This window comes from Saccharopolyspora sp. NPDC000995, assembly GCF_053599315.1.
Genome location: NZ_JBSFLZ010000015.1, coordinates 48,590 through 70,119, shown reverse-complemented (window position 1 = coordinate 70,119; position 21,530 = coordinate 48,590). Strand labels below are relative to the sequence as shown.

Sequence of the window (21,530 nt, the reverse complement as noted above, 5' to 3'; positions counted from 1 at the left end):
CCCTGTGTCAACCTCTAGATCAAAATCAGGCCGCGAGCTGGTGTTCGGTGGTGTGTTGGGCGCCGCCGTGCAGGGTCGGATCGTAGGGTGTTCGGTTCTGCCAGCAGCGCCACATGACTCGGACCCAGGCGCGGGCGAGGATGCGCACGGCGTGGGGGTGGTCCTTGCCCTCGGTACGAGCGCGGTTGTAGATCCCGGCGGCCCACGCGTTGGCATGTCGGCTGTTGTCGGCGAACGTCGTGATCGCCTGACGCAGGCGTTTGTTGCATGCCCAGCGCAACGACACCCCGCGTTGCTTGCCGGATGCCTTGGTGACCGGGGTGATCCCGGCCAGTGCTGCGATGGCGTCCGGGTGGTCGAACGCGGTTCGAGCGTCACCCCACTCGGCGAGGATCTGGGCGGCGTTGATCGTCCCGGCACGGGGGAAGGACCCGAAGACCTGGCCGTCGGGGTGAGCGGCCATTTTCTCGGCGATGGAGCGGTCCAGGTCCTTGATCGCTGTGTTGAGGGCGATGATCACTCCGGCCTGGGCCAGGATGGCGGCCCGCACGCCGTCGGTCAGGTCGGGGTCGGTGGTGCCGGCCGGTGCCGAGCGCAGGCGAGCCAGCAGCACGGCGGCGGGCTTCTTGCCGGAGTAGCCCTGCTTGGCGCAGAAGGCCGCGAGGCGCTTCTCGGTCAGCGAGGCCGCCGACTCGGCGGTCGGATATGTGGTCAGGAAGGCCAGGGCGATCGCCGAGGACAGGCTGGCGAAGATCGCCTTGGCGCCGGGCCAGTGCGTGTCCAGCAATGCGGCGAGCTGGTTGACCGCGGCCACCCTGGCATCGACGAGGTCGCCCCGGGTGCGCGTCAGAACACGCGATGCTCTGGTCTGCCCCGAGTACGGGACCGCCGGGCGGAGCCGGTGGATGCGGACTCGCAGGTAGTCAGCGATCACCGCCGCGTCGCCGGGATCAGACTTGGCGCCGGAGAGGACCTCGGCCTCGCGCCAGGTCTTGATCGCGTTCGGCTTGACCGGCATCACCGGATGCCCGGCCTCCAGCAGCGCGTCGACCAGGCGCCCGTCCGGGCGCTCGATGGCCACCGGCATCCGGTCGGTCTCGCCGAACTTGCCCAGCCGAGCGGCCAGCTTGGCGAACCCGGCGGCGGTGTGCTCGACGGTGAACGCCGCGACCTGCCTTCCGGTCTGATCCAGCACGCATACCGCGTGTTCGGCCGCGGCCCAGTCGATCCCGACGAAGAACAATGCTTCTTCCAGCGACAACCCCGTCGCCTCTCTGCTCGCATCGTGGGGCAGGGGCCAGGCGGAGGCGAAGGAACCGACAGTCGAGTGGTCACTAACCGGCGCTCTACGGCGCGTCCCTCTGTCATCAATCAGCGGCTCCGGGGAAGCCCGGGGCGGCAGTGTCATCGAGGCCCACGAAGGGCGACCACCAAAGGCCGTCACCCCGGCTTCCGCCTAGTTCCTACCACAAACCCCATCCAAGGGCCCGCACGGAAGAGGGTGCACTAGTGACCACCCCGTTTGACGTCGTGCTGTGGGCCGTGCTGCCCTACGTCGTGCTCGCCGTGTTCATCGGCGGCACGATTTGGCGGTACCGGTATGACAAGTTCGGCTGGACAACCCGGTCCAGCCAGCTGCACGAGTCCCGCCTGCTGCGGATCGGCAGCCCGCTTTTCCACTATGGACTGCTGTTCGTCGTCGGCGGCCACGTGCTCGGCCTGGTGGTGCCGAAGCCGCTCACCGAGGTGTTCGGCGTGACGGAGTCGAACTACCACGAGGTGTCGCTGGGCATGGGCACGTTCGCGGGTTGTGCCGCACTGGCCGGGCTGCTGGTCCTGCTGTGGCGGCGCCTGCGCACGCACGCGGTGCGCGGCGCGACCAGCCGCAGCGACTTTTTCACCTACACCGCGCTGACGGCCACGATCTGCCTCGGTCTGTGGACCACCATCGTCGACAACGGCGTCCGCGGACCCTACGACTACCGCGATACGATCGGACCGTGGTTCCGCGGCATTTTCTTGCTGCAGCCGCAGCCGGACTTGATAGCGCACGCCCCGCTGGACTACCGGATGCACGCGCTGCTCGGCCTGGTCCTGTTCGTGCTGTGGCCGTTCAGCCGCCTCGTGCACGCCTTCAGCGCTCCGCTGCACTACCTGTTCCGCCCGTACGTCGTCTACCGGAGCCGATCCGGTGACCGAGTGGGAACCCGGCAGTCGCCGCGAGGCTGGCAGCGGCTCTGACCGGATGAACTGGAAGCGCGTACCGCCCGAATCCGGAGCGGTGGTGATGAGCATCGGAGTGGTGTCGGTCGCCAGCGGATTGGCGGGTTTTCCCGTGCTCTCGTTGGTGTTTCTGGTGGTTGCCGCCGCTTTGTGGGGCGTGTTGGCGGTGGTTTTCCTGGCGCGGATTTCCTTCGACACCAAGCGCTGGTTGTGGGAGGCTGGCAGCCCCTCCGCGTTGACCTGCGTAGCCGCCACCGGGGTTCTCGGCCTCGGCCTGCACTTCTGGGCTGCCGCTTGGGTGTTCCTCGCGGCGGCGACCCTGCTGTGGCTAGGGTTGATGCCGCTGGTGCTGCGCGGGTGGCGGACCCCGACCGTCGGGGTGAACTTCCTGGTCAGCGTCGCGACGCAGTCGTTGGCGGTCCTGGCGGGTCAGCTCGCCATCGACATGCGATCTCCGTTGCTGCTGTGGGTCTGTGCGGGTGCGACTGCGCTCGGCCTGGTGCTGTACGCCGCGGTGCTCGTCCGGTTCGACTTCCGGCAGCTCAGCCGCAGTGCCGGGGATCACTGGATCGCCGGAGGTGCGCTCGCGATCAGCACCGTTGCGACCGGCAAGCTGCACTCTGGGCTGCAAGCGCTGGAGATGCCGACGGCGGCTGCGGCGGTGCGCACCATCGACCTCGTGCTCTGGGCGATCACCGTGGGCTGGTACCTGGTGCTGGTGGTGTTCGAACTGCTCGCGCCGCGCCTGCGCTACAACTTCCGCCGCTGGGCGACGGTTTTCCCCCTAGGCATGACCTGCACGGCCTGCTTCAGCACCGCCGCGGCATCCGGCATCGCCTGGATGGCGGACGCGGCCTGGATCCTGCTGTGGCCCGCGCTGGTGGTTCTATGCCTTACCGCCTGGGGCACCGTCCGCAGCTTCCTCAGGGAGCCGCGGTTCAGGCGGTGATGTGACGTTTGGCGTACCCGGCGTCGACGAGGTGCCGGTAGGCGTCGTGGACGTCGTCCGGGACGCCTTGCGCTACGTCGAAACCGTGTTCGACGTAGCGGGTGACGCGCTGGGTGTTGCCGACGATCACCGGACAGCGTCGCCGATGCCCGCGACGTACACGTCCAGCGGAAGACGTCGGGACGCACAGCGGATCTCACCCGGCTCCCCACGGTGGACCCCGCTGCAGTGCCGAAGCCGGTGCCGGGCTTCGCCGAGGCAGCCCTCGCCACCCCAGGGCCCGACGCAGGTCTACTCGACCCACCTCAACTACCGGCCCGACCCGGCTCTCCGGCGGACCCAAGTCGACGACACGGTCCGCATCCTGGACAAGGACCAGCCCGGCTCCCGGCAGCTCCTGCTCGGCGACTCCAACGCCTGCCCCGGCGCCCCGGAGCTGGCACCGCTGCCGGCCCACATGCGGGACGGCTGGGCCGCCGCGAACGGACCGGACGGCGGCCTGACCTACCCTGCATCGACGCCGCAGAACCGGATCGACTACGTGACCTTCGCCGGGCAGTTGCGCGCAACCCTCGCCGAAGTACCCGACACGCAAGCGCCGGGCCACCGACCCGTCGTCGTGACCATCACGAGATAGGTCTTTCCGCCCTGTCCGACTGACCGCTCCACTGGAACACTCAGCAAACGCCGATGACGTCGGGAGGGGGTATGGGGGACATGCCCGACGTGCGTGTAGAGCTCAACAACCGGGAACGCGCCACCCTGCGGGCGGTCGCCGCAGGCCGCGTTCAAATCACCTGCAGCTGCGAGCCGGACCTGTACATCGACGGCGTGGCTTTCTGCGACCAGCAGACCGCCCACCGGCTCGTGCACCAGGGTCTCCTACGCCCGGCCGTGCCCGGCGAGCCAGGAGACGTGGTGGCCGCCAAACTCACCGAGCCGGGGGCCGAACAACTCGACTGACCACAACCCGTCACCGCGCGACGGCCGGTGGCTCCAGCGTGAGCGCGTGGAGCAGTTCGACGGTGCGCTTGGCCGCCGAGGGGTCGGCGATCGGCTTCTTCACCGCGGCGCTGATGCGCCGGACCGGGGCTGGCGACACCACGGGCACCGCGGCCAGCCCACCGGGCAGTGCCCAATGCCCAGCAGCGGGATCACCGCGATGCCGATTCCCGTTGCCACGAAGGGAATCGCCATCTGGTAGGCGTGGGTCTCCACGGCGAACTGCGGGGAGAACCCCGCTTCCGCGCAGGCCCCGAGGAACACCTGGCGGCACGCCCCCTCGGCGATGTCGTTGTCCACCCAGCGCCCCTCGGCCAGGTCCGCAACGATGCAGAACGTGGTCTTGGTTGATCAAAGCGAGCTATGTGGGCCATGCCCGTTGTGCCGCCGGAGCGGAGTGACGCACGCCCGAATGACTGCTAACCCTGGTGGACGCTGATCGGGCCCGGAATGGCCGTGGTCATCGGCCTGTTCATGCTGACCGTGGTCTACCGCACCAACCCGGTGTCTCCCATTCAAATGGAACTTGGCTTGTAGGGCCTGGAGCTGGCTGCTGAAGGGCGTCATCGCGTACCTGATCGCAGCGGCGATCGTCTTTCCGCTCGGACTCCTGTTCGGCGCGCGTTTCCGGTGCCGGTGATCTTGCCTGCGATCGGCGTCATGTTCATCGGTGCACTGCTGATCACGTTCGCCGCACCCGTCTCGCGCCGCCCCTGTCGCCGGTGGCCCAGGACGACCCATCGGGCGGGGCTCACGGGTCGACCAGGACCTTCATCTTCCGGCCGGCGCGCAACGCCGCGAAGCCCTCCTCGACGACCCGGTCGATCGGGACGTGGGTGACCCATCCGGTGGTGTCGTAGTGGCCGCGGGCCATCAGGTCGATCACCGCGCGGTAGTCGTCGGAGGTGTAGCACAGCGAGCCTTGCACCATGGCCTCGCGCATGACGAGTTCGAGCAGGTTCGTGGTCAGCGGATGCTCGTAGATCGCCACCGCGATCAGTCGCTTGCGAGCCCCCAGGCAGGAAAGACCAGCAGCGACGCTGCTTTCCACGCCAGCAGCGTCGAACGCCGCGTCGACACCCCGCCCTCTGGTGCGCTGCAGGACGTGCCTCACCGGGTCGGTGGCGGTCGGATCGATCACGTCGGTAGCGCCCAACGCGGAGATGGCGTCGCGGCGCACCGACGACGGTTCGACGATGGTGATGTCCTCGACGCCCAGCCCGCGAAGAGCGAACCAGGCGCCGATGCCGATCGGCCCCGCGCCGAAGACCACGGCGGTGTCCCCGTCGCGCGCCTCGCTGAGGCGCACCGCATGGTAGGCCACCGACATCGGCTCGACCAGCGCGCCAAGCTCCGGACTGATAGACGCCGGGAGCCGGTGCGCCATCCACGCGGGCACCACGGTGTACTCGGCCATGCCACCGGAAGCCATCAGCCCGTGGAAGCCGATCTGCTGGCAGATGTTGTAGTGCCCGCTGCGGCAAGGCGGACACTCGCCGCAGCGGTACACCGGTTCGATCGCCACGTGGTCACCGACGGAGATGTCCTGGACGCCCTCCCCAACCTCCACGACCGTCCCGGCGAACTCGTGCCCCAACGTCAGGGGCAGCTGCTGCCCGGTCAGCGGATGCGGTTCGGTCGGCACGAAGATCGGCCCCGCGTAGTACTCGTGTAGGTCGCTTCCGCAGATCCCGTTGTGCTCGACCTTCACCTTGACCTGCCCGGACGAACACGAGGGCTCCGCCACGTCCTGCACTACGACATCCTCGCGGCCTCGGTACACGGCTGCACGCATGTCTCCTCCAGAAGGCTCCGTTGCCGCCCCTCCAGCACACTCCGTCCGCGCTGCCCGGGCAACCGTTGCAAGACGTTCGGGTCACCGAAGACGACAAAACCAATCGCGCTAAGCAACTGTCCTGCATAGCGGGCCTGGGCACGCCGGGCCGGACCGACGAGTGTTGGCGGCATGACCGATGGCGGCGGACCAGCGGCGCGGCATGGTCCTGCATGCCGCGACCATCGCGGCGAGCATGCCGAAATGCTGCGCGAGGCCGACCGGCTGCTGCCCGGGGGGGGGATCATCGGCTGCTACGCCGTCGGGTCGGCAGCGCTGGGCGCGTGGCTGCCGGGCCGCAGCGACATCGACTTCATCGCCGTGGTGGATGGGGACATCAGCGACCGGGAGTCGCGTCGGCTGCGCGTCATGCATGCCATCGGCAACGCCACGGCCGCTGGGCGGGCGTGGTGCGGGCTGTTCCAACTATCCCAGGAACGATGAACGGCGCGTTCTGTCGAATGGCGACCTGGGCGAGCCGGTGACGCAGATCCTCCCCCGGCCTCGCACAGCGGCTGGTCCTTCCAACGCGGCCGCGGCGTCGACGTGAACCCCGTGATGTGGAAGGTGCTGCGAGAACCTGGGATCAGCGTGCGCTGTCCGGCCCCGGACCAACTCGGGCTCGACCCGATCCGCACCGTCTGCACGCCTGGAACCTGGACCAACTGCGCGGCCACTGGCGGAACTGGGCGAAGAAGTCCCTGTACAGGAAGCCGCCGACCAAGCCGCTGGTCCCGGCCCACCACGTGGCGCTCGCCCACGTCCTCGGCCCACCACGCCTGCACCACACGGGCCACCGGCCAGGTGATCACGAAGGAGGGCGGCGGCGAATACGCCCTCGACTCCTTCGCCGCATGCTGGCATCCTCTCATCCGCACAGCCCCCGCCCATCGCACCGGCGGTCCCGCACCCGACGGGTCGGGCTCCCGGCTGCCCGAACCCAGCGAACTCCCCGCCTTGCCGGTGAATTCACCCTCGAACTGATCGCGGACGCGGACGGGCTGTAACAGCGGCCGGGCTTCAGAAGTCGACGGCGGTGCGGTCGTCGATGCGAGCCACCGATTCCTGAGTGAAGCGCTTCTTGTACTCCTCGCGGATCTGCTCGATCTTCGGGTCTTTGACGTCTTGTTCACCTGCCGGGTAGAGCAGGGTCAGCTCGAAGGAGCGTTCCCGCTCGATCACGCCGTGCGAGTCCCGGTACTGCCCGTACCCGTCCTGAACCGTCAGCCCGCCCGGGAACTGCGGCGTGACGACCTCGTCGACGAACGCGTGGAACTGCTCGTCGGACAACGGCTCCCCACCACCGGGCATCGCGGTGCCAAAGAGCAGGCTGGTCTCCAGGTACGCCGCGCCGACCGCCCGCTCGGCCGGCGTCCCGTCGGCGAGGGCGCCGTAGGCCACGGGGCCACCCACTCCGATGAGCCCAGCAGCAAGCACCGCGGCGGTCAGGCGAACAGGCGACTTGATCATCCGGGTTTTTCTCCATCCACAGTGGATACACGTGCCCGACGGAGGATATCGACCCGGATGCATCCACGCACGGCGACTACTGAACCCCGCAAGGAAGGTCTCGATGCTGGTGGCGGGGGCGATCGCGATTTCGTCGATCGCGTAGTGGCCCACGTTTTCCAACACCTCGATCTCGCAGTTCGGGTACCACTGCTCGAACGTCGCGCGCATCCTCGACTCTCCGAGCGACGGATCATGCTCGCCGGCGATAACCTTGACCAACACACCTCGCTGCCCTTGATCTCGCCGTGGAAGCCGGCCTTGCCCCACGCCACCATGAAGTAGACGTACCGGAAACGAGCGCCGTCCAGGTACGGCTGCAACGGCCGCCAAGCGGCCCCCAAACCGAACCAACCGTGCAATGCGATGACAGGTGATCCCCGCGACCGACTTCTGCGAGCCCAGCAGGCACTTCCCACCTCCAACACCGATGTTCCCCGGCAACGAACAGCATGGTGCACCGGTCAACCTCGGGTGGGGCCGGTCGCCGGTGCGCCTCGCCGGATTCAGCCTGCGACGCGGGATTTCCGCCGTTGGCGAGCCGCTCCGGCCGTCCCGGCCACGGCCGCGACGGCAAGGGTGTGGATCAGCGATCGCCTGGTCGAGGGGAACGCCAGCAGTGCGAACACCGCCACCAGCGCCACGATCAACACCCAGGATAGGTACGGATAGCCCCACACGCGCACTGCGAGGTCGCGTCCTTCGTTCCGAGCGCGAGCCCGGCTGCGCAGCTGCGTCTCCGCAATGGACAGGTAGAGCAAGGTGATCATCGATCTGCTTGGGTCTACCAGGAAGTCAAAAACCGCTGCCATGCTAACGAAGTAGTTCGCCCCGGCAGTGACAGGCCCGGCGAGCGCCGCCACCAGCACCGCAGCAAGCGGTACGCCAGCGTGGGTCGAGCAAGACGGCACGCGCAGTGCCTCGCCGTTGCCCGCGAGCGCGAACATCATGCGCGACGCCGTGTAGATTCCCGAGTTCAGGCAGGACAGCACCGCCACGACCACGACCAGGTTCATGATCAGCCCGGCGTGCAAGATCCCCAGCCGGTCGAGGACCGCGGAGTACGGGCTGTCGGTGATACCGGCGTCGGTGTGCGGCAGCAGGGTGCCGATCACCGCGGCCAGCCGATGTAGAAGACCAGGATGCGGATCACCGCTTGAACGGATGGTCTTTCGCGCCGCCTCCGCCGGGCGCTTCGCCTCACCGGCGGCGATCGTGACGACCTCGCCTCGTTGAACGCGAAGATCACGACGAGCAGCGCGGGCAGCACCGGGTACCAGCCGTTCGGGACGAAACCACCCTGCTCGAACAGGTTTCGGCCGCTTGGCGGCTCGATGCCAGGCAGCAGCCCGACGATGGCCAGCACACCGAACCCCAGGAACCCGACGATCGCCAGCACCTTGATCACGACAAACCAGAACTCGACCTCGTCATAGGTGCGGACCGCAACCAGGTTCGAGGCGGTCAGCACGACCGTGAACACCACGGTCGCGACCCACTCCGGGATCGCAGGCCCGAGGCCCATTGAGAGCGGGCTTGGACATGATGGTGGTCACCGCACCCCGGGACAGCCCCTCTCGCAGGTCACTGCGCTGGGATGGTAGCCGGTGGAGGCGCTGGAACACGACGAGCGGAGGCTCACGGCCTACTGCACCGACGACCTGCCCCGCCGCTGGCCCGGGATACCGCGTCTGATCGCCGAGGGCGTTCCAAGACGAGATGGGTCAGCGACTGGCGGCAGGGCCGGCGCACCTACCGCCGCCGAGCTCGACGCCCACCGCTACGAGTTGACCTACCTGAGTTGCTGCTCGACCAGGAACCGTCGCCGCACGACCGGCAACACCGGGTTCGCTCCATCGGCGCGTCGGCGATCCCGCCGAACCTGCACGCTGCGCTGAACAACGCTGGGGCGTCCCGTGGTTCGTTCCTTCGGCATGATTGAGACCGGTAGCGACATCAGGATGACCCGCAAGACCACGACGCCGCGGTCGGGGCCGGCTGCCTCGGCCAGGCGGCGCCGGGCGCGAAGTCGTGATCGTCGATGACGCCGCGCCAGCTCGCCGACCTCGCCGCGCGGCACTGGTGCGCCTGCGTGATCCGGAGGCCACCGAACGTGCCTTCCGCGCAGGCTGGCTCCACTCCGGCGACCTGGCGCGGATGGACGACGACGGCCGCGTCTACCGTTCGGGACGCACCAAGGAGATGATCCGCTGCAGCTTTGAGAACGTCGCCGCGGCCGAGGTCAAGCGTGTGCTGCAACTGCCACCCAGCGTTCGAGGTGGCCGCGGTCCTGCCGGAACCGGACGAGTTGCGCGGTGAGAAGGCCCACGCGGTGGTGGTCCCGCGGCGACCGCGCGAGCTGGCGGATTTCTGCGCCAACCAGCCCGCTCCTTCGAAGTCCCGCGCTACTTGACCTTCCGGGAGCGGCTGCCGATGACGGCTTCGGAACGAGTTGCCAAGGCCGTCCTGCGGCAAAACTCGAAACCGACGGCCGCCAACACCTACGACAACTGGGATCGTCGATAACAGCACCGTCGCGCCCATTTCGGCCGTTTGTTCGGATTTGCCCACTGCCGACCCGACTCGACCATCCGGCGTACATTTGTTTGAGTGCGCGCCGGGCTGCCCGCGCACGAACACGACAGAACGTTTCCGTCCTGGCCGGTCCGGGACCGCGGCACCGAGAAGGTTGATCGGGTGGTTGTCCCCACGGCTCGTCTGCAGCGCGCTGAGCGGCAGGGCCGCAGCAAGACCAGAGGTCGATCGGTCGGCGCGGTCTGGCTGCGCATGCTCGCGGCCGTCGCCGCCGGGTTTGCGCTCTACGCCGGATCTCCCCCGCGCGACCTGTGGTGGATCGCGCCGATCTCGTTCGCGGTATTCGTGGCGGTGCTGCGCGGCCGCAAGGCCCGCGCCGGGTTCGGCTACGGGCTGCTGTTCGGTTTCGCGTACCTGCTGCCGCTGCTGGGCTGGCTGCAGGACTTCCTGGGGGCCGACTTCGGCCCGTGGCCGTGGCTGGGGGTGGCCGCCGTCCAAGCGCTGTTCGTCGCGCTCGGCGGGGCCGGGATGGCGCGCGTCAGCCGACTGCCGGGTGCCCCAGTGTGGATGGCGGCGGTGTTCGTCGCCGCCGAAGCGCTGCGCTCTGCCGTGCCCTTCGGCGGATTCCCGTGGGGCAGGCTGGCGTTCACCCAGGACACGGGACTGTTCCTGCCGCTGGCTGCGCTCGGCGGCACCGCCCTGGTGTCATTCTCCGTCGCGGTGGTCGGCGGCGGACTGGCCGAACTGGCCCGCCGCGCGCGCACCCCGCAGCGCTGGGCCGCCCCAATGGCCGCGGTCGGTGTGCCGCTGGTGGCTGGCCTGGCCATGCTGCCGTTCATCGGCACCGATCCCAACGCCGGCACCGCCCGGGTCGCGATCGTGCAGGGCAATGCACCCAACCTGGGGCTGGGCCTGCTCTCCGAGGACGACGTGCTGCACGCCAACCACATCGCCGCCGCGCAGCAGCTCGCCGAGGACGTGAAGGCGGGCCGGGTGCCGCAACCGGACTTCGTCGTGCTGCCCGAGCAGGTCGGCAGCTGGGGCCCCAGCCGGACCGACCCGGACCTGTCCGGCATCGCCGCCCAGCTCGGCGTCCCGCTGGTGGTCGGCGGCCTCGGCGAGGACGCCGACGGCCAGCTGCACAACCAGATCATCCGGTGGGATCCTGCATCGGGTGCGGGCGACCGCTACATCAAGCAACACCTGGTGCCCTTCGCCGAGACGATCCCGATGCGGCCGGTAGCTCGACTCGTCAGCCCGTTCGTGGACCGTTTCCGCCAGGACATGATGCCCGGCGACGAGCCCGGCGTCCTCGACGTCGGAGGCGTCCGCCTGGGCGTCGGGATCTGCTACGACGTCTCCTATGACGACGTGTTCACCGGCGCCGCCCAGGAGGGCGCGACGCTGCTCGCGGTGCCGACCAACAACGCCTGGTACGGCCACTCCGAGATGAGCTACCAGCAGCTGGCTATGTCGCGGCTGCGCGCCGTGGAGCACGGGCGGGCGGTCCTGGTGGCGGCCACCAGCGGGGTCAGCGCAGTCGTCCAACCGGATGGCACCGTGACCCAGCAGACCGAGCTGTTCACCGCGCAAAACCTTGTGGCCGACGTTCCGCTGCGCTCGACGCAGACGCTCTCCACCGAGCTGGGAAGCGCTCCGATGTGGACACTGGTCGTGCTGGGCGTCGGCTCAGTGGTGCTGTCCTGGTGGCGGCCCCGGCGCGAAGCGGACGCCTGAACCCGAACGATACGAATGCGCAGCCGGCCGATCGGACCGGCTAGGAGGACATGGATGGCGAACCGGCAATCCCCCGGAGCCGGTGCCGACTCGGCGCTGGTGGTGATCCCCACCTACAACGAGCGGGACAACCTGGAACCGATCGTGCGACGGCTGCTGACCGCTCTACCCACGGCGCACGTGCTGGTCGTTGACGACGGAAGCCCGGACGGCACCGGTGACGTCGCCGACGAACTCGCCGCTGAGGACGAGCGGGTGCACGTGATGCACCGGACTGAGAAGACCGGGCTCGGCGCGGCGTACGTGGCGGGTTTCGACTGGGCGCTGGCACGGCACTACGGCGCGATCATCGAGATGGACGCCGACGGCTCGCACTCCCCAGAGGACCTGCCCCGGCTGATCGGCATGCTCGGCCCGGATGGCACCGGCGCCGACGTCGTGCTGGGGTCCCGCTACGTGCCCGGCGGGCGGACGGTGAACTGGCCCTGGTACCGGGAGCTGCTGTCCCGCGGCGCCAACGTGTACTCCAAGCTGGCGCTGGGCGTGTCGATCAACGACATCACTTCCGGTTACCGCGTGTACCGACGGGAGGTCCTGGAGACGCTGCAGTTGCACAACGTCGCTTCGCAAGGTTACTGCTTCCAGGTGGACCTGGCGTGGCGCGCAGTGGAGGCCGGGTTCGTGGTCGTCGAGGTGCCGATCACGTTCGTGGAGCGCGAGATCGGCAGCTCGAAGATGGACGCCGAGGTCGTGAGCGAGGCCCTGGTCCGCGTGACGAAGTGGGGCCTTCGCCGCCGGAGCATCCAAGCGGCGAGCCTGCTGCGCGGCTTGAAGCGCTGAACACGGCGAAGCGCCAGGGACTCAGCGTCCCAGGCGCTTCGTCGAATGCTCTTGCTCAGGCTTACTGTCCGCGCCGCTCCCGCAGCACGTCGAGGCGCTCGTTGAGCAGCTCCTCAAGTTCCGGGACAGTGCGCCGCTCCAGCAGCATGTCCCAGTGGGTGCGCGGCGGCTTGGCCTTCTTCTGCTCCGGCTCGCTGCCGTCGATGATCTTCGACTCGGTGCCGTGCAGGCGACACTCCCAGGTCGGCGGCACTTCGGCGTCGTCGGAGAACGGCACCTCGAACTCGTGGCTCTTAGGGCAGGCGTAGCGCACCGTCCGGCGCGGTGCGAGGTCGTGGTTACGGTCGGTCTCGTAGCTCACGGCTCCGAGCCGACTGCCACGCAGAACGCGGTCGGCCATGACGGGTCCTTTCACTTCGGCCCGGGACCGAGCCCGGGCAATTGTGCTCACCGTGTGCAACGACGGGGGACCCGCCATGTGTTCCCGGTGTGGTGGTTCTGGTTGCCGTCGGTGACGTTGTTCACCCATCAACGACGGCTTATCTCCCTAGAGATGCAGTCGGTCTGCGTTTGTGACGCCTTATCCCACTCGCAATCTATAGGTGCGTTCGAACGGGTGATAGTGCCAGATGTTGAGTCACTGTGGCCAAGCCAGGTCCCGAGAAAGTAGCGATAGTGGGACGTAGATCACGACGCCGGTCGGGTGAAGTAGGACGAAAATCGGTAACTGAATGTAGCACCAAGTGGTTCCCTCTTGTCACAACACTGCGTACCGGCATATTCCAATCAGGCTGACAACGCCGGCAGCTCCCGTCACCAGCATGGAGCAACACGGCCGCCTTGGCGAGACGGGCGCAGATCGTCACGCACCGCGCACGCAGCGTCGCCGCAGATCGACTCAGAGGGTCTTCGGCGCGGGGTTACCGACGGCCTCGATCGCCCGCCGCACCGGCACCAGCGAGACCAGCACCAAACCAACCGCGAAGAACACCACCAATGAGATGATGGCCAGCCGGAACGACCCCGTCGCCTGCCCGACCGCGGCGAACACCAGCGGGCCCAGCCACGAGGTGGACCGCTCCCCCACCTCGTACAACGAGAAGTACTCGGCCTCCCGGCCGGGCGGCACCATCTGGCTGAACAGCGACCGCGACAGCGCGTTGGTGCCGCCGAGCACCAGACCGATGCCCACCGCCAAGCCGTAGAACTGCATGTCCTGCCCGGCCTGCACGAAGTACGCGGCGACGAGCACCACCAGCCAGGTGGCGAGGCTGATCAGGATCGTCTTCTTCGCGCCGATGCGCCGCGCCACCACCCCGTGCAGCATCCCGCCCACGAAGGCTATGAACTGCACGATCAGCAACGTGATGATCAATGAGTCCTGCGGCAGCTTGAGCTCCAGGCTGCCGTACTGCGCCGAAACCTGGGTGACCGTGGAGATGCCGTCGGTGTAGATCCAGTACGCGCCGAGGAACGCCAGCGTCAGCGGGAAGTGTTTCGCCTCCCGGAACGTCGTGACCAACTGCTTGAAGCCGGCGGTGACGGCGGACGCGCCGCGCTCGGTCCTCTCCGGATTCCGGTGCTGCCGCAGGGCCGCCAGCGGCAGCACCGTGAACACCGCCCACCAGACGCCCGAGGACAAGAAGATCAGCCGCACCGCGGCTTCCGTGCTCAGACCTACCGAGCCGTGCCCGAGGTAGATCACCAGGTGCATGGCCAGCGCGGCGCCGCTACCCAGGTAGCCGATTGCCCAGCCGCGGGTCGAGACGTCGTCCCGCTCATCGACGTCGGCGAGCTCCGGCAGGAACGAGTAGTAGACCACAACCGACGCGCCGAAACAGATGTTGGCGATGATGAACAGCACCACGCCGAGCTGCCAGTTCTGCCCGCCGACCAGCGCCAGCAGCGCCGTCATCACAGCGCCGCCGAAGGCGAAGATCGCCAGCATCAGCCGCTTGCTATCCGTGCGGTCCGCGATCGCACCCGTGAGCGGCAGCACGACCACCTGCACGACGGTGGCCACCGACAGCAAGTAGCCCCACAGCGAACCAGCCGGGAACACCAGCCCGAACGCCGAGATGTCGCATTGCACCAGCGCGTTGTCCTGCGGGCAGGCATTCGGCCCGTTGCGCGCCACGTCAGCCTTAGCAGCCTCCGTCGCCACCGAGGTCAGGTAGAGCGAGAGGAAGACCGTTGTCACCGATGTCGGGAACACCGAGTTGGCCCAGTCATACCAACACCAACCCCGCTGTTCCCGGCGCCGCCTCCGCGCGGCATCGGGCGCCAGGTCGCTGTCCATCACGCTCATCCGTTCGGTCCTCCGGCCAAGATCACTCAATTGGGGGTAACCGGACCTTACTGGCTCAAGGAATGCGGTGGAGGTCCGTGCGGGGACAATGCGTAGTTCTGCTCATCCACCCATTTCCGGCTGCGGCTCGCCGGACCTTTCTCGCAACACCTCCTGCAGCACGTCTGGCCGATCGGTGACCAGCCCGTCAACGCCGAGATCCAGCAGTTCCCGCATCTCCGCGGCGTCGTCGACGGTCCACACGTGGACCTCGATCCCCCAGCGATGAGCCTGGCTCACGAAGCGGGAGTCGATCAAGCGCAGCGGCCCGAAGTCGCGCGGAACCTGGGCCGCGCCACCGGCGACCGACGACCGCAGCGGCCAGCCACCCCACCGCGAGCCCAGCCACAGAAACCCGGCCGACCGGCGCCCCGCCGAGGTCATCAGCCGCGGCCCGGCAGCCCGGCGCAGCCCGGCCAACCGGTGCTCGGCGAACGACGCCAGACACACCCGGTCCCAGGCGTTGTGCGCGCGCAGCGTCCGCAACACAGGTCCGATCGCCGAGTCCACCTTGATGTCGATGTTGAAGAAGGTCTCCGGCAGCTCCTCCAGCGCGGCATCCAGGCTGCACACGGGTTCCCGACCGCCGATCAACGCCGATCCGACCACGGACCAGGGCAACCGCTCGATGGCGCCACGACCGTCCGTGGTCCGGTCCAGCGTCGCGTCGTGGTTCACCACCACGACCCCGTCAGCGGTCGCGTGGACATCGGTCTCGATGTAGCGGTAGCCCTCGTCAGCGGCTCGGCGGAACGCGGCCAGCGAGTTCTCCAGATCGTGCAGTTCCCCCAGGTGCCAACCGCGGTGGGCGAACGCGCGAGGCCGGGGTCCGAGCAGAAAAGGATGCGTCACGCGAGCAACTCTGCCTGATCGGCGTGCCTTCACCGCGCAGGCGGGGCCCTTGGCTAACGTGATCGATCGTGGAAACCTCCGTCCCACCGCCCCGCCGCCAACGTCAAACCCGGCACTGCGCCTGGTGCGGACGTCGCGTTCCGGAAGCGGGCCGGCAGGGACGTCCCCGCCTGTACTGCGCGCAGTCCTGCCGCCAACGCGCCTACGAACGCCGCACCGCGGTCCAGCGCGGCGGCCTCCCAGAGGACGCGGTGGTGCTCTCAGCCGCCGAACTGGCAGACTTGCAGGACCGGCTGTTCCAGCTGCGCTGCGCGGCCGAAGACGTGGTCAGCGCCGTCGACGACGCCGCCGACCAGGCCGAACTGCTCAAGCTCGCCAACCAGGTCGTCGCCGTGGCCGAGGAGCTCGAACGGCTGCGGTGAGGACGAACGGAGCATTGTGCCCACCGGTCGGGATGACCAAGATGGGTCGGTCCCCAGCGGTGGCGAGGAATCGACGGTGCCCGCACGTCCCGTAATCCGCGGCCTACGCCGCGCCGACCTGATCAGCCAGGACCCGATAGTTTCGGCAGGCTTCTACCAGGCCCTGCTCGACTGGACCCCGGCACCGACCGGCGTCGGCTTCGACTGCTGGGTGGGCAACCGGCGCTGCGCCGCGATGCGCACTCCCCGCGGCGGCGAACGACCCGGCTGGCGGCCGATGTTCGCCGGAACGACCCAAGACGGCTCGCTGACCGGTCCCGAGGACGCGGTCGCGTTGGTCGTCAAGGGACGGGCCCAGCACGGCCCCTGGGCGCCGAGCCCGCGCCCAGGCGAGCCCTGCTGGGTCGAGCTGAGCACGCAAGCGCTGGAGCGCGCTGACGCGTTCTGGGCCGACATCCTGGGCTGGTCGGTGCTTGCCGACCGGTACCTCGTCCGCGAGCGACCGCTGGCATCCCGCACGACGCGCCGACCGGCTGGCTGGGGTTGGCTGTGCTACTTCGCGGTCGAGGATGTCGACGCGATCAGCGCCCGCGCGCCGAAGCTGGGCGGCAAGACCATTGACCACAGCGATCACCCCTTGCTGGGCACCACGGCCGTGGTAGCCGACCCCACCGGTGCGGCAATCGGCCTGGCAGCCGTCGACACTTGGGGCTGAGGAGGGTTTCTCCCCGTATGCCCATCCACCACTGCTGGGGTTATCGCTGCGGGGCCGTTCCCGATCAGGGCCCTAACCGCCGGAGAGCTCGCCAAGCACCTGCAACGTCCGGTTCGCGCGCACCGACAACCGCTGTTCGCGAGCGGTCACGTCGATGTAGGTCTGGCTGGAATTGATCGAGGAGTGCCCGAGCAGCTTGGCGATCTCGGCGGCACTTGCCCCGTCCTCAGCAAGCCGCGTCGCGAAGGTGTGCCGCAAGGCGTGCACCATCGCACCCGGCTGCACCCGATCGGAAACGCCCGCAGCCCTCAAAGACTGCCGCACGAGGTACTGCAGGCCGCCCCGCCGCAGCGCATCACCGTGGTGATCGACGAACAACGGATCGCCACCGGGGAGCCGCTCACCGAACCGCGCCCGCCGGGACTGCAGGTAGCTCTGGATCAACGAGTCCAGGGTGTCCTCGATCGGGATGGACCGGTTCTTGCCGCCCTTGCCGTGCACGTGCAGCCGCCGATCTCCAGGCCGCCCCGCCAACGACGCGATGGTGAGCTCCAACAACTCGGCCGACCGCACCCCGGTGCACAACAACGTGGCGAGCACGGCCAGGTCGCGCTCCGGCCACGGATTCCGCGTACGACGCGCCCCGGCTGCCACCGTGCGCAGCAGCCGCTCGGGCGTGTCTTCGCCCTGCAACGGCTTCGGCGTCGAGGGGGCGTTGCGCGGCTTCGGAACCACCTGCATCGGGTTTCCAGGCACCGCGCCCTCGACCACCAGGAACCCGAAGAAACCGTTCCAGGTCGACCAGGCGCGGGTCACCGACGACGCCGACCGCGAAGCGGCGAACCGTGCGAACGCCGACCGCAGCACCGAAGCGTTGACCCGGTCCACGGCCAACCGGTCGGCGCCAGCGCCGGTGAGCTCGACCAGCTCACCGGCCACCGACTCCAGGTCGCGGCGATAAGCTCGCAGCGAGTTCGCCGCGAGCTTCCTGGCCTGCAGGTGCTCCAGATAGACCTCGATCAAGCGCGCCACGTCCACGCCGCACCTCCCCGATGATCATGATCAAACTCGGGTAGATGAAACCAGACGGCACCGACAATCAGCTGTTGCGGATGAACCGGTCGAGCACGCGGGTCCCGAACTTCAGCGACTCCACCGGCACCCGCTCGTCAACGCCGTGGAACAAAGCGGCGAAATCGAGGTCCGCAGGCAGCTTCAACGGCGCGAAGCCGTAGCAGTTCATGCCCAGCCGGCTGAACGACTTCGCGTCGGTCCCACCGGACATCATGTAAGGCAGCGCCTTCGCACCCGGATCCTCGGCGAGCAGCGCAGCGGTCATCGCATCGACGATGCGCCCCTCGAACTTGGTCTCCACCGGCGGCAACCCGACCCACTCCCTCTCCACGTCCGGCCCGAGGAGCTCGGCCAGCTCGCGGTCGAAAGCTTCCTCCCGCCCGGGCAGGATCCGGCAGTCCACGGCAGCCTCCGCCACCGACGGAATTACGTTGTGCTTGTACCCGGCGGTGAGCATCGTCGGGTTCGCGGTGTCCCGCAGCGTGGCGCCGACAATCCGCGACAGATTCCCGAGCTTGGCCACAGCGCCCTCGATGTCGTTCTCCGGGAAATCCCAACCGGTGATCTCGGTAACACCATCGAGGAACTCGCGCACCGAGTCGGTCAGCACCAGAGGGAAGCGGTGGTTGCCGAGCTTGGCCACAGCCTCGGAGAGCTTGGTCACAGCATTGTCGTCGTGCACCATCGAGCCGTGCCCGGCGCGAGCCCGCACCCGCAGCTTCAACCAGCGGATACCCTTCTCGGCGGACTGGATCAGGTAGGCGCGCACGCCGTCCTTGAGCGTCACCGAGAAGCCACCGACCTCGCTAATGGCCTCGGTGCAGCCCTCGAACAGCTCGGGCCGATGATCGGCCAGCCACTGCGCCCCGTGGAAGCTGCCAGCCTCCTCGTCGGCCAGGAAAGCGAAGACGACGTCCCGCGGCGGGGTGATGCCATCGCGCTTGAGCCGTCTCGCAACGGCGAGACTCATGGCCAGCATGTCCTTCATGTCGACGGCACCCCGACCCCACACGTAGCCGTCATGCACGGCCCCGGAGAAGGGATGAACGGACCACTCGGCAGGATCCGCAGGCACGACGTCGAGGTGCCCGTGAACCAGCAGCCCACCCCGCGCCGAGTCGGCGCCAGACAACCGGGCGATGACGTTGCCCCGCCCGGGATGGTCCCCGGACTCGACATAGGTGACGTCGTAGCCGACCTCGCTGAGCTTGGCGGCCACGAACTCGGCGGCGGCCCGCTCCCCCACGAGTGTCTCAGGGTCGCCGGTGTTGGTGGTGTCGATGCGGATCAGGTCGCTGGCCAAGCCGACGACCTCGTCCTCGGCCCGCAGCAACCCAGCGTCGTGATCAGTGCCGGAGATACCCTCGTTATGTACGCTCACCAGGCATTTCTATCACCCGACCACCAAAGTGGGGGGTGCCGTTTGAGCGTGTTTGACCATGGGCTAATCTATCGACACAACACAGCGGGACGGCCCGAATGAATGAGGGCCGAACCGAAGATGTCCGAGTGGCGGAATGGCAGACGCGCTAGCTTGAGGTGCTAGTGCCCTACTAATGGGCGTGGGGGTTCAAGTCCCCCCTCGGACACAAAAATGTGGCATCCCTGCTACATCTGACGTGCCAGTGTTTGAAGGCACTCCAACACGCTGATTCAGCGTTCTCATGGCTGCCCCGCCGCGTGTGGCGGGGGTGGTCAATGTGACCGGTCCCGTGATCAAGCCGGTGGTTCCCTCTACGACACCTGTCCGACAGGACAGTGCGTCGGCGGTAGGGCATCCCCGGAGCATCGGCACGCGTCGAGCGCTTCCCCTTCCCCTTGTCCCGGCACCCCGCGAGCGTGTCGTGGTGTATGGGCTGGCGGCTGTCGATGGCCGGGGCCGGGTCGCCGATCAGGCCGTGCTCCGCGCGCTCAGCTGGGCCCCAGGCACACGACTGGCGTTCCGCGAAACCGACCACCTCCTGATCATCCGCCGTGATGCCCATGGCGTGTTCAAGATCACGAAGCAGGGGCATCTGCGGCTTCCCGCGCCGATCCGGCATTGCTGCGGCCTACTGCCCGGCGACCGTGTCCTGCTCACCGCCGAGCCCGCCCGCGGCCTCCTTGTCGTCCACCCGCCCGCTGTGCTGGACGACATGATCGCCCACTGTCACGCCACGCGGCTGGACGGTGATCTCCGATGACGACACCCCAACACCAGCTCTCGGGCGCTAATCAGGCCGATCTGGACGCCGCACGGTTGCTCCTGGCCCGCCTGGGCGTGTCGGCCGAGGACCTTCTCTCCACTCCCGCGAACCGGGCGCCGGTGCCCACGTTCACCGAATACATCCCGATCGTCTCAGCCGCGGTCACCGACGGCACCCGCCGTGTCTACAGCTCCTACTGGAACCGCATCGAGAACCACTGGGGCCACCGCCGCCTCGACGAGCCCACCCCGTCGGAGATCAAGCAACTCGTCGAACACATCAAGACCCACGTCGTCGCACGCCGCAACGCCCGCGGCGGACGCAGCGCCGGCGAGCACCTCATCGCAGCCCTGCGCTGCCTCTACCGCCACGCCGAAGACGACGAACTCATCACCCCAGCCGACAACCCCGCCAGCAAAGTCGCCAAACCCCGTCGACTGCCCTCTACCCGGAGAGCCGTCGCCGACACCCGCCTGGCCGAGATCAACCACATTGCTGCCAGCACCGGCAACGACCCGGCACTCGACACCCTCATCCTCCGGCTACACACCGAAACCGCCTGCCGCCGCGGCGGCGCACTCGCCCTACGCCCCCAAGACCTCGACCCCACCCAATGCCTCATCCTCCTCCGAGAAAAAGGCGAAACGCATCGCTGGCAGCCCATCTCCCCCACCCTTATGACCCACCTCCAGCACCACGCCGAACAACGCGGGGCCCCGCGCACTGGGCAACTGCTGCGCTACACCAACGGCAGGCCGATCACCACCCGCCGCTACGACCACCTCTGGAACCGCATCGGCACCCACCTGCCCTGGGTCGCCACCCAACAGATCTCCACCCACTGGCTCCGCCACACCACCCTCACCTGGGTCGAACGCAACTACGGCTACGCCGTAACCCGCGCCTACGCCGGACACACCGACAGCGCAGGCGACGGCACAACCACCTACACCCGCGCCACCATCCAGGAGATCGCAGCCGCACTCGCAGCCCTCACCGGCGAACCCCACCCACTCGCCTGACGACCAAGGGCCAGCACACCACATAAAATTCGATCAAAACTGAAATATCGTTCGAATTGACCTGTGGGACCGGACGCTCTGACGAACAGCGCGCGGCCCGCCCTGTCAAGCTGACGGGGGTCTTCCTTCACGAGCCCGAGGAAGGCCCGCATCACCCCAACGACCCCAACGACCCCTTGACCCCTTGACCCCTTGACCCCTTGACCCCTTGACCCCCAGTGATCAACACGGGTACTGGGGGCAAGGGCGCCGTGGCTCGACGGGGGGCATGTGCGCCGGCGTG

21 protein-coding genes, 1 tRNA gene and 1 pseudogene are annotated in these 21,530 nt (G+C 68.2%); 13 read left to right on the top strand and 10 right to left on the bottom strand.

Going from position 1 to position 21,530, the window contains the following annotated elements:
- Positions 1-25: 25 nt before the first annotated feature.
- Positions 26-1,261, bottom strand: a complete 1,236-nt coding sequence (locus tag ACWDKQ_RS08265) for an IS110 family transposase (RefSeq protein WP_450138062.1) — start codon at positions 1,259-1,261, stop codon at positions 26-28.
- Between the two features lie 248 nt (positions 1,262-1,509).
- Between ACWDKQ_RS08265 and narI the strand changes: the two genes are divergently transcribed.
- The 4 genes from narI to ACWDKQ_RS08245 all read left to right on the top strand — a co-directional run bounded on the left by narI (position 1,510) and on the right by ACWDKQ_RS08245 (position 4,135).
- On the top strand, positions 1,510-2,241 hold the full coding sequence (gene narI / locus ACWDKQ_RS08260; protein ID WP_450138061.1) for a respiratory nitrate reductase subunit gamma: 732 nt from the start codon (positions 1,510-1,512) through the stop codon (positions 2,239-2,241).
- Positions 2,192-3,172 (top strand): tellurite resistance/C4-dicarboxylate transporter family protein, encoded by a 981-nt coding sequence (locus tag ACWDKQ_RS08255; protein ID WP_450138060.1) that lies wholly within the window; start codon positions 2,192-2,194, stop codon positions 3,170-3,172. Before narI ends, ACWDKQ_RS08255 begins: the two co-directional genes overlap by 50 nt.
- A 1-nt stretch (position 3,173) precedes the next feature.
- Positions 3,174-3,809: a hypothetical protein gene (locus tag ACWDKQ_RS08250; protein WP_450138059.1), complete on the top strand. Its 636-nt coding sequence runs from the start codon at positions 3,174-3,176 to the stop codon at positions 3,807-3,809.
- An 80-nt stretch (positions 3,810-3,889) separates the two neighbouring features.
- Complete coding sequence (locus ACWDKQ_RS08245) at positions 3,890-4,135, top strand: hypothetical protein (protein WP_450138072.1); 246 nt, start codon at positions 3,890-3,892, stop codon at positions 4,133-4,135.
- Positions 4,136-4,234: 99 nt separating this feature from the next.
- Here the strand turns inward: ACWDKQ_RS08245 and ACWDKQ_RS08240 are convergent, their stop codons facing one another.
- Together ACWDKQ_RS08240 and ACWDKQ_RS08235 are read right to left on the bottom strand one after the other, a co-directional pair.
- Positions 4,235-4,474 carry a LysR substrate-binding domain-containing protein gene (locus ACWDKQ_RS08240; protein ID WP_450138058.1) on the bottom strand — a complete coding sequence of 80 codons (240 nt, stop codon included), beginning with the start codon at positions 4,472-4,474 and terminating at the stop codon, positions 4,235-4,237.
- A gap of 451 nt (positions 4,475-4,925) precedes the next feature.
- Positions 4,926-5,969, bottom strand: a complete 1,044-nt coding sequence (locus ACWDKQ_RS08235; RefSeq protein WP_450138057.1) for a 2,3-butanediol dehydrogenase — start codon at positions 5,967-5,969, stop codon at positions 4,926-4,928.
- 171 nt (positions 5,970-6,140) lie between these two features.
- Between ACWDKQ_RS08235 and ACWDKQ_RS08230 the strand changes: the two genes are divergently transcribed.
- Positions 6,141-6,452, top strand: a complete 312-nt coding sequence (locus tag ACWDKQ_RS08230; RefSeq protein WP_450138056.1) for a nucleotidyltransferase domain-containing protein — start codon at positions 6,141-6,143, stop codon at positions 6,450-6,452.
- Between the two features lie 576 nt (positions 6,453-7,028).
- Here ACWDKQ_RS08230 and ACWDKQ_RS08225 read toward each other — a convergent pair.
- Positions 7,029-7,478: a DUF3574 domain-containing protein gene (locus tag ACWDKQ_RS08225; protein WP_450138055.1), complete on the bottom strand. Its 450-nt coding sequence runs from the start codon at positions 7,476-7,478 to the stop codon at positions 7,029-7,031.
- 545 nt (positions 7,479-8,023) lie between these two features.
- A pseudogene (locus ACWDKQ_RS08220) lies at positions 8,024-9,042 on the bottom strand (amino acid permease).
- Between the two features lie 506 nt (positions 9,043-9,548).
- On the opposite strand from ACWDKQ_RS08220, the gene ACWDKQ_RS08215 reads away from it, so the two are divergent.
- The 3 genes from ACWDKQ_RS08215 (at position 9,549) to ACWDKQ_RS08205 (ending at position 12,629) form a co-directional block, all read left to right on the top strand.
- The gene (locus ACWDKQ_RS08215) at positions 9,549-9,836 is read left to right on the top strand and encodes a hypothetical protein (protein ID WP_450138054.1); all 288 of its coding nucleotides are present in this window, start codon (positions 9,549-9,551) and stop codon (positions 9,834-9,836) included.
- A 378-nt stretch (positions 9,837-10,214) separates the two neighbouring features.
- Positions 10,215-11,789, top strand: a complete 1,575-nt coding sequence (gene lnt, locus ACWDKQ_RS08210) for an apolipoprotein N-acyltransferase (RefSeq protein ID WP_450138053.1) — start codon at positions 10,215-10,217, stop codon at positions 11,787-11,789.
- Positions 11,790-11,843: 54 nt separating this feature from the next.
- A complete protein-coding gene (locus ACWDKQ_RS08205) occupies positions 11,844-12,629 on the top strand; it encodes a polyprenol monophosphomannose synthase (RefSeq protein WP_450138052.1) in 786 nt (261 codons plus the stop codon).
- Positions 12,630-12,690: 61 nt separating this feature from the next.
- Here ACWDKQ_RS08205 and ACWDKQ_RS08200 read toward each other — a convergent pair whose 3' ends face one another.
- From ACWDKQ_RS08200 to ACWDKQ_RS08190, 3 genes are all read right to left on the bottom strand, one after another.
- Positions 12,691-13,029: an RNA polymerase-binding protein RbpA gene (locus tag ACWDKQ_RS08200; protein WP_450138051.1), complete on the bottom strand. Its 339-nt coding sequence runs from the start codon at positions 13,027-13,029 to the stop codon at positions 12,691-12,693.
- 498 nt (positions 13,030-13,527) lie between these two features.
- Complete coding sequence (locus tag ACWDKQ_RS08195) at positions 13,528-14,937, bottom strand: MFS transporter (RefSeq protein ID WP_450138050.1); 1,410 nt, start codon at positions 14,935-14,937, stop codon at positions 13,528-13,530.
- Positions 14,938-15,039: 102 nt separating this feature from the next.
- On the bottom strand, positions 15,040-15,828 hold the full coding sequence (locus ACWDKQ_RS08190; RefSeq protein WP_450138049.1) for a glycerophosphodiester phosphodiesterase: 789 nt from the start codon (positions 15,826-15,828) through the stop codon (positions 15,040-15,042).
- Between the two features lie 68 nt (positions 15,829-15,896).
- Between ACWDKQ_RS08190 and ACWDKQ_RS08185 the strand changes: the two genes are divergently transcribed.
- The gene (locus ACWDKQ_RS08185; protein ID WP_450138048.1) at positions 15,897-16,250 is read left to right on the top strand and encodes a hypothetical protein; all 354 of its coding nucleotides are present in this window, start codon (positions 15,897-15,899) and stop codon (positions 16,248-16,250) included.
- A 76-nt stretch (positions 16,251-16,326) separates the two neighbouring features.
- The gene (locus tag ACWDKQ_RS08180; RefSeq protein WP_450138047.1) at positions 16,327-16,965 is read left to right on the top strand and encodes a VOC family protein; all 639 of its coding nucleotides are present in this window, start codon (positions 16,327-16,329) and stop codon (positions 16,963-16,965) included.
- Positions 16,966-17,037: 72 nt separating this feature from the next.
- Here the strand turns inward: ACWDKQ_RS08180 and ACWDKQ_RS08175 are convergent, their stop codons facing one another.
- Together ACWDKQ_RS08175 and ACWDKQ_RS08170 are read right to left on the bottom strand one after the other, a co-directional pair.
- Positions 17,038-18,003, bottom strand: coding sequence for a tyrosine-type recombinase/integrase (locus ACWDKQ_RS08175; RefSeq protein ID WP_450138046.1), 966 nt, complete (start codon positions 18,001-18,003; stop codon positions 17,038-17,040).
- 61 nt (positions 18,004-18,064) lie between these two features.
- Entirely contained in the window at positions 18,065-19,420 is a 1,356-nt protein-coding gene (locus ACWDKQ_RS08170; RefSeq protein ID WP_450138045.1) for a M20/M25/M40 family metallo-hydrolase, read from the bottom strand.
- 122 nt (positions 19,421-19,542) lie between these two features.
- On the opposite strand from ACWDKQ_RS08170, the gene ACWDKQ_RS08165 reads away from it, so the two are divergent.
- The 3 genes from ACWDKQ_RS08165 (at position 19,543) to ACWDKQ_RS08155 (ending at position 21,247) form a co-directional block, all read left to right on the top strand.
- A tRNA-Leu gene (locus tag ACWDKQ_RS08165) sits at positions 19,543-19,628 on the top strand.
- 255 nt (positions 19,629-19,883) lie between these two features.
- Entirely contained in the window at positions 19,884-20,222 is a 339-nt protein-coding gene (locus tag ACWDKQ_RS08160; protein WP_450138044.1) for an AbrB/MazE/SpoVT family DNA-binding domain-containing protein, read from the top strand.
- Positions 20,219-21,247 carry a tyrosine-type recombinase/integrase gene (locus ACWDKQ_RS08155; protein WP_450138043.1) on the top strand — a complete coding sequence of 343 codons (1,029 nt, stop codon included), beginning with the start codon at positions 20,219-20,221 and terminating at the stop codon, positions 21,245-21,247. Before ACWDKQ_RS08160 ends, ACWDKQ_RS08155 begins: the two co-directional genes overlap by 4 nt.
- The last annotated feature ends 283 nt before the right edge of the window (positions 21,248-21,530 follow it).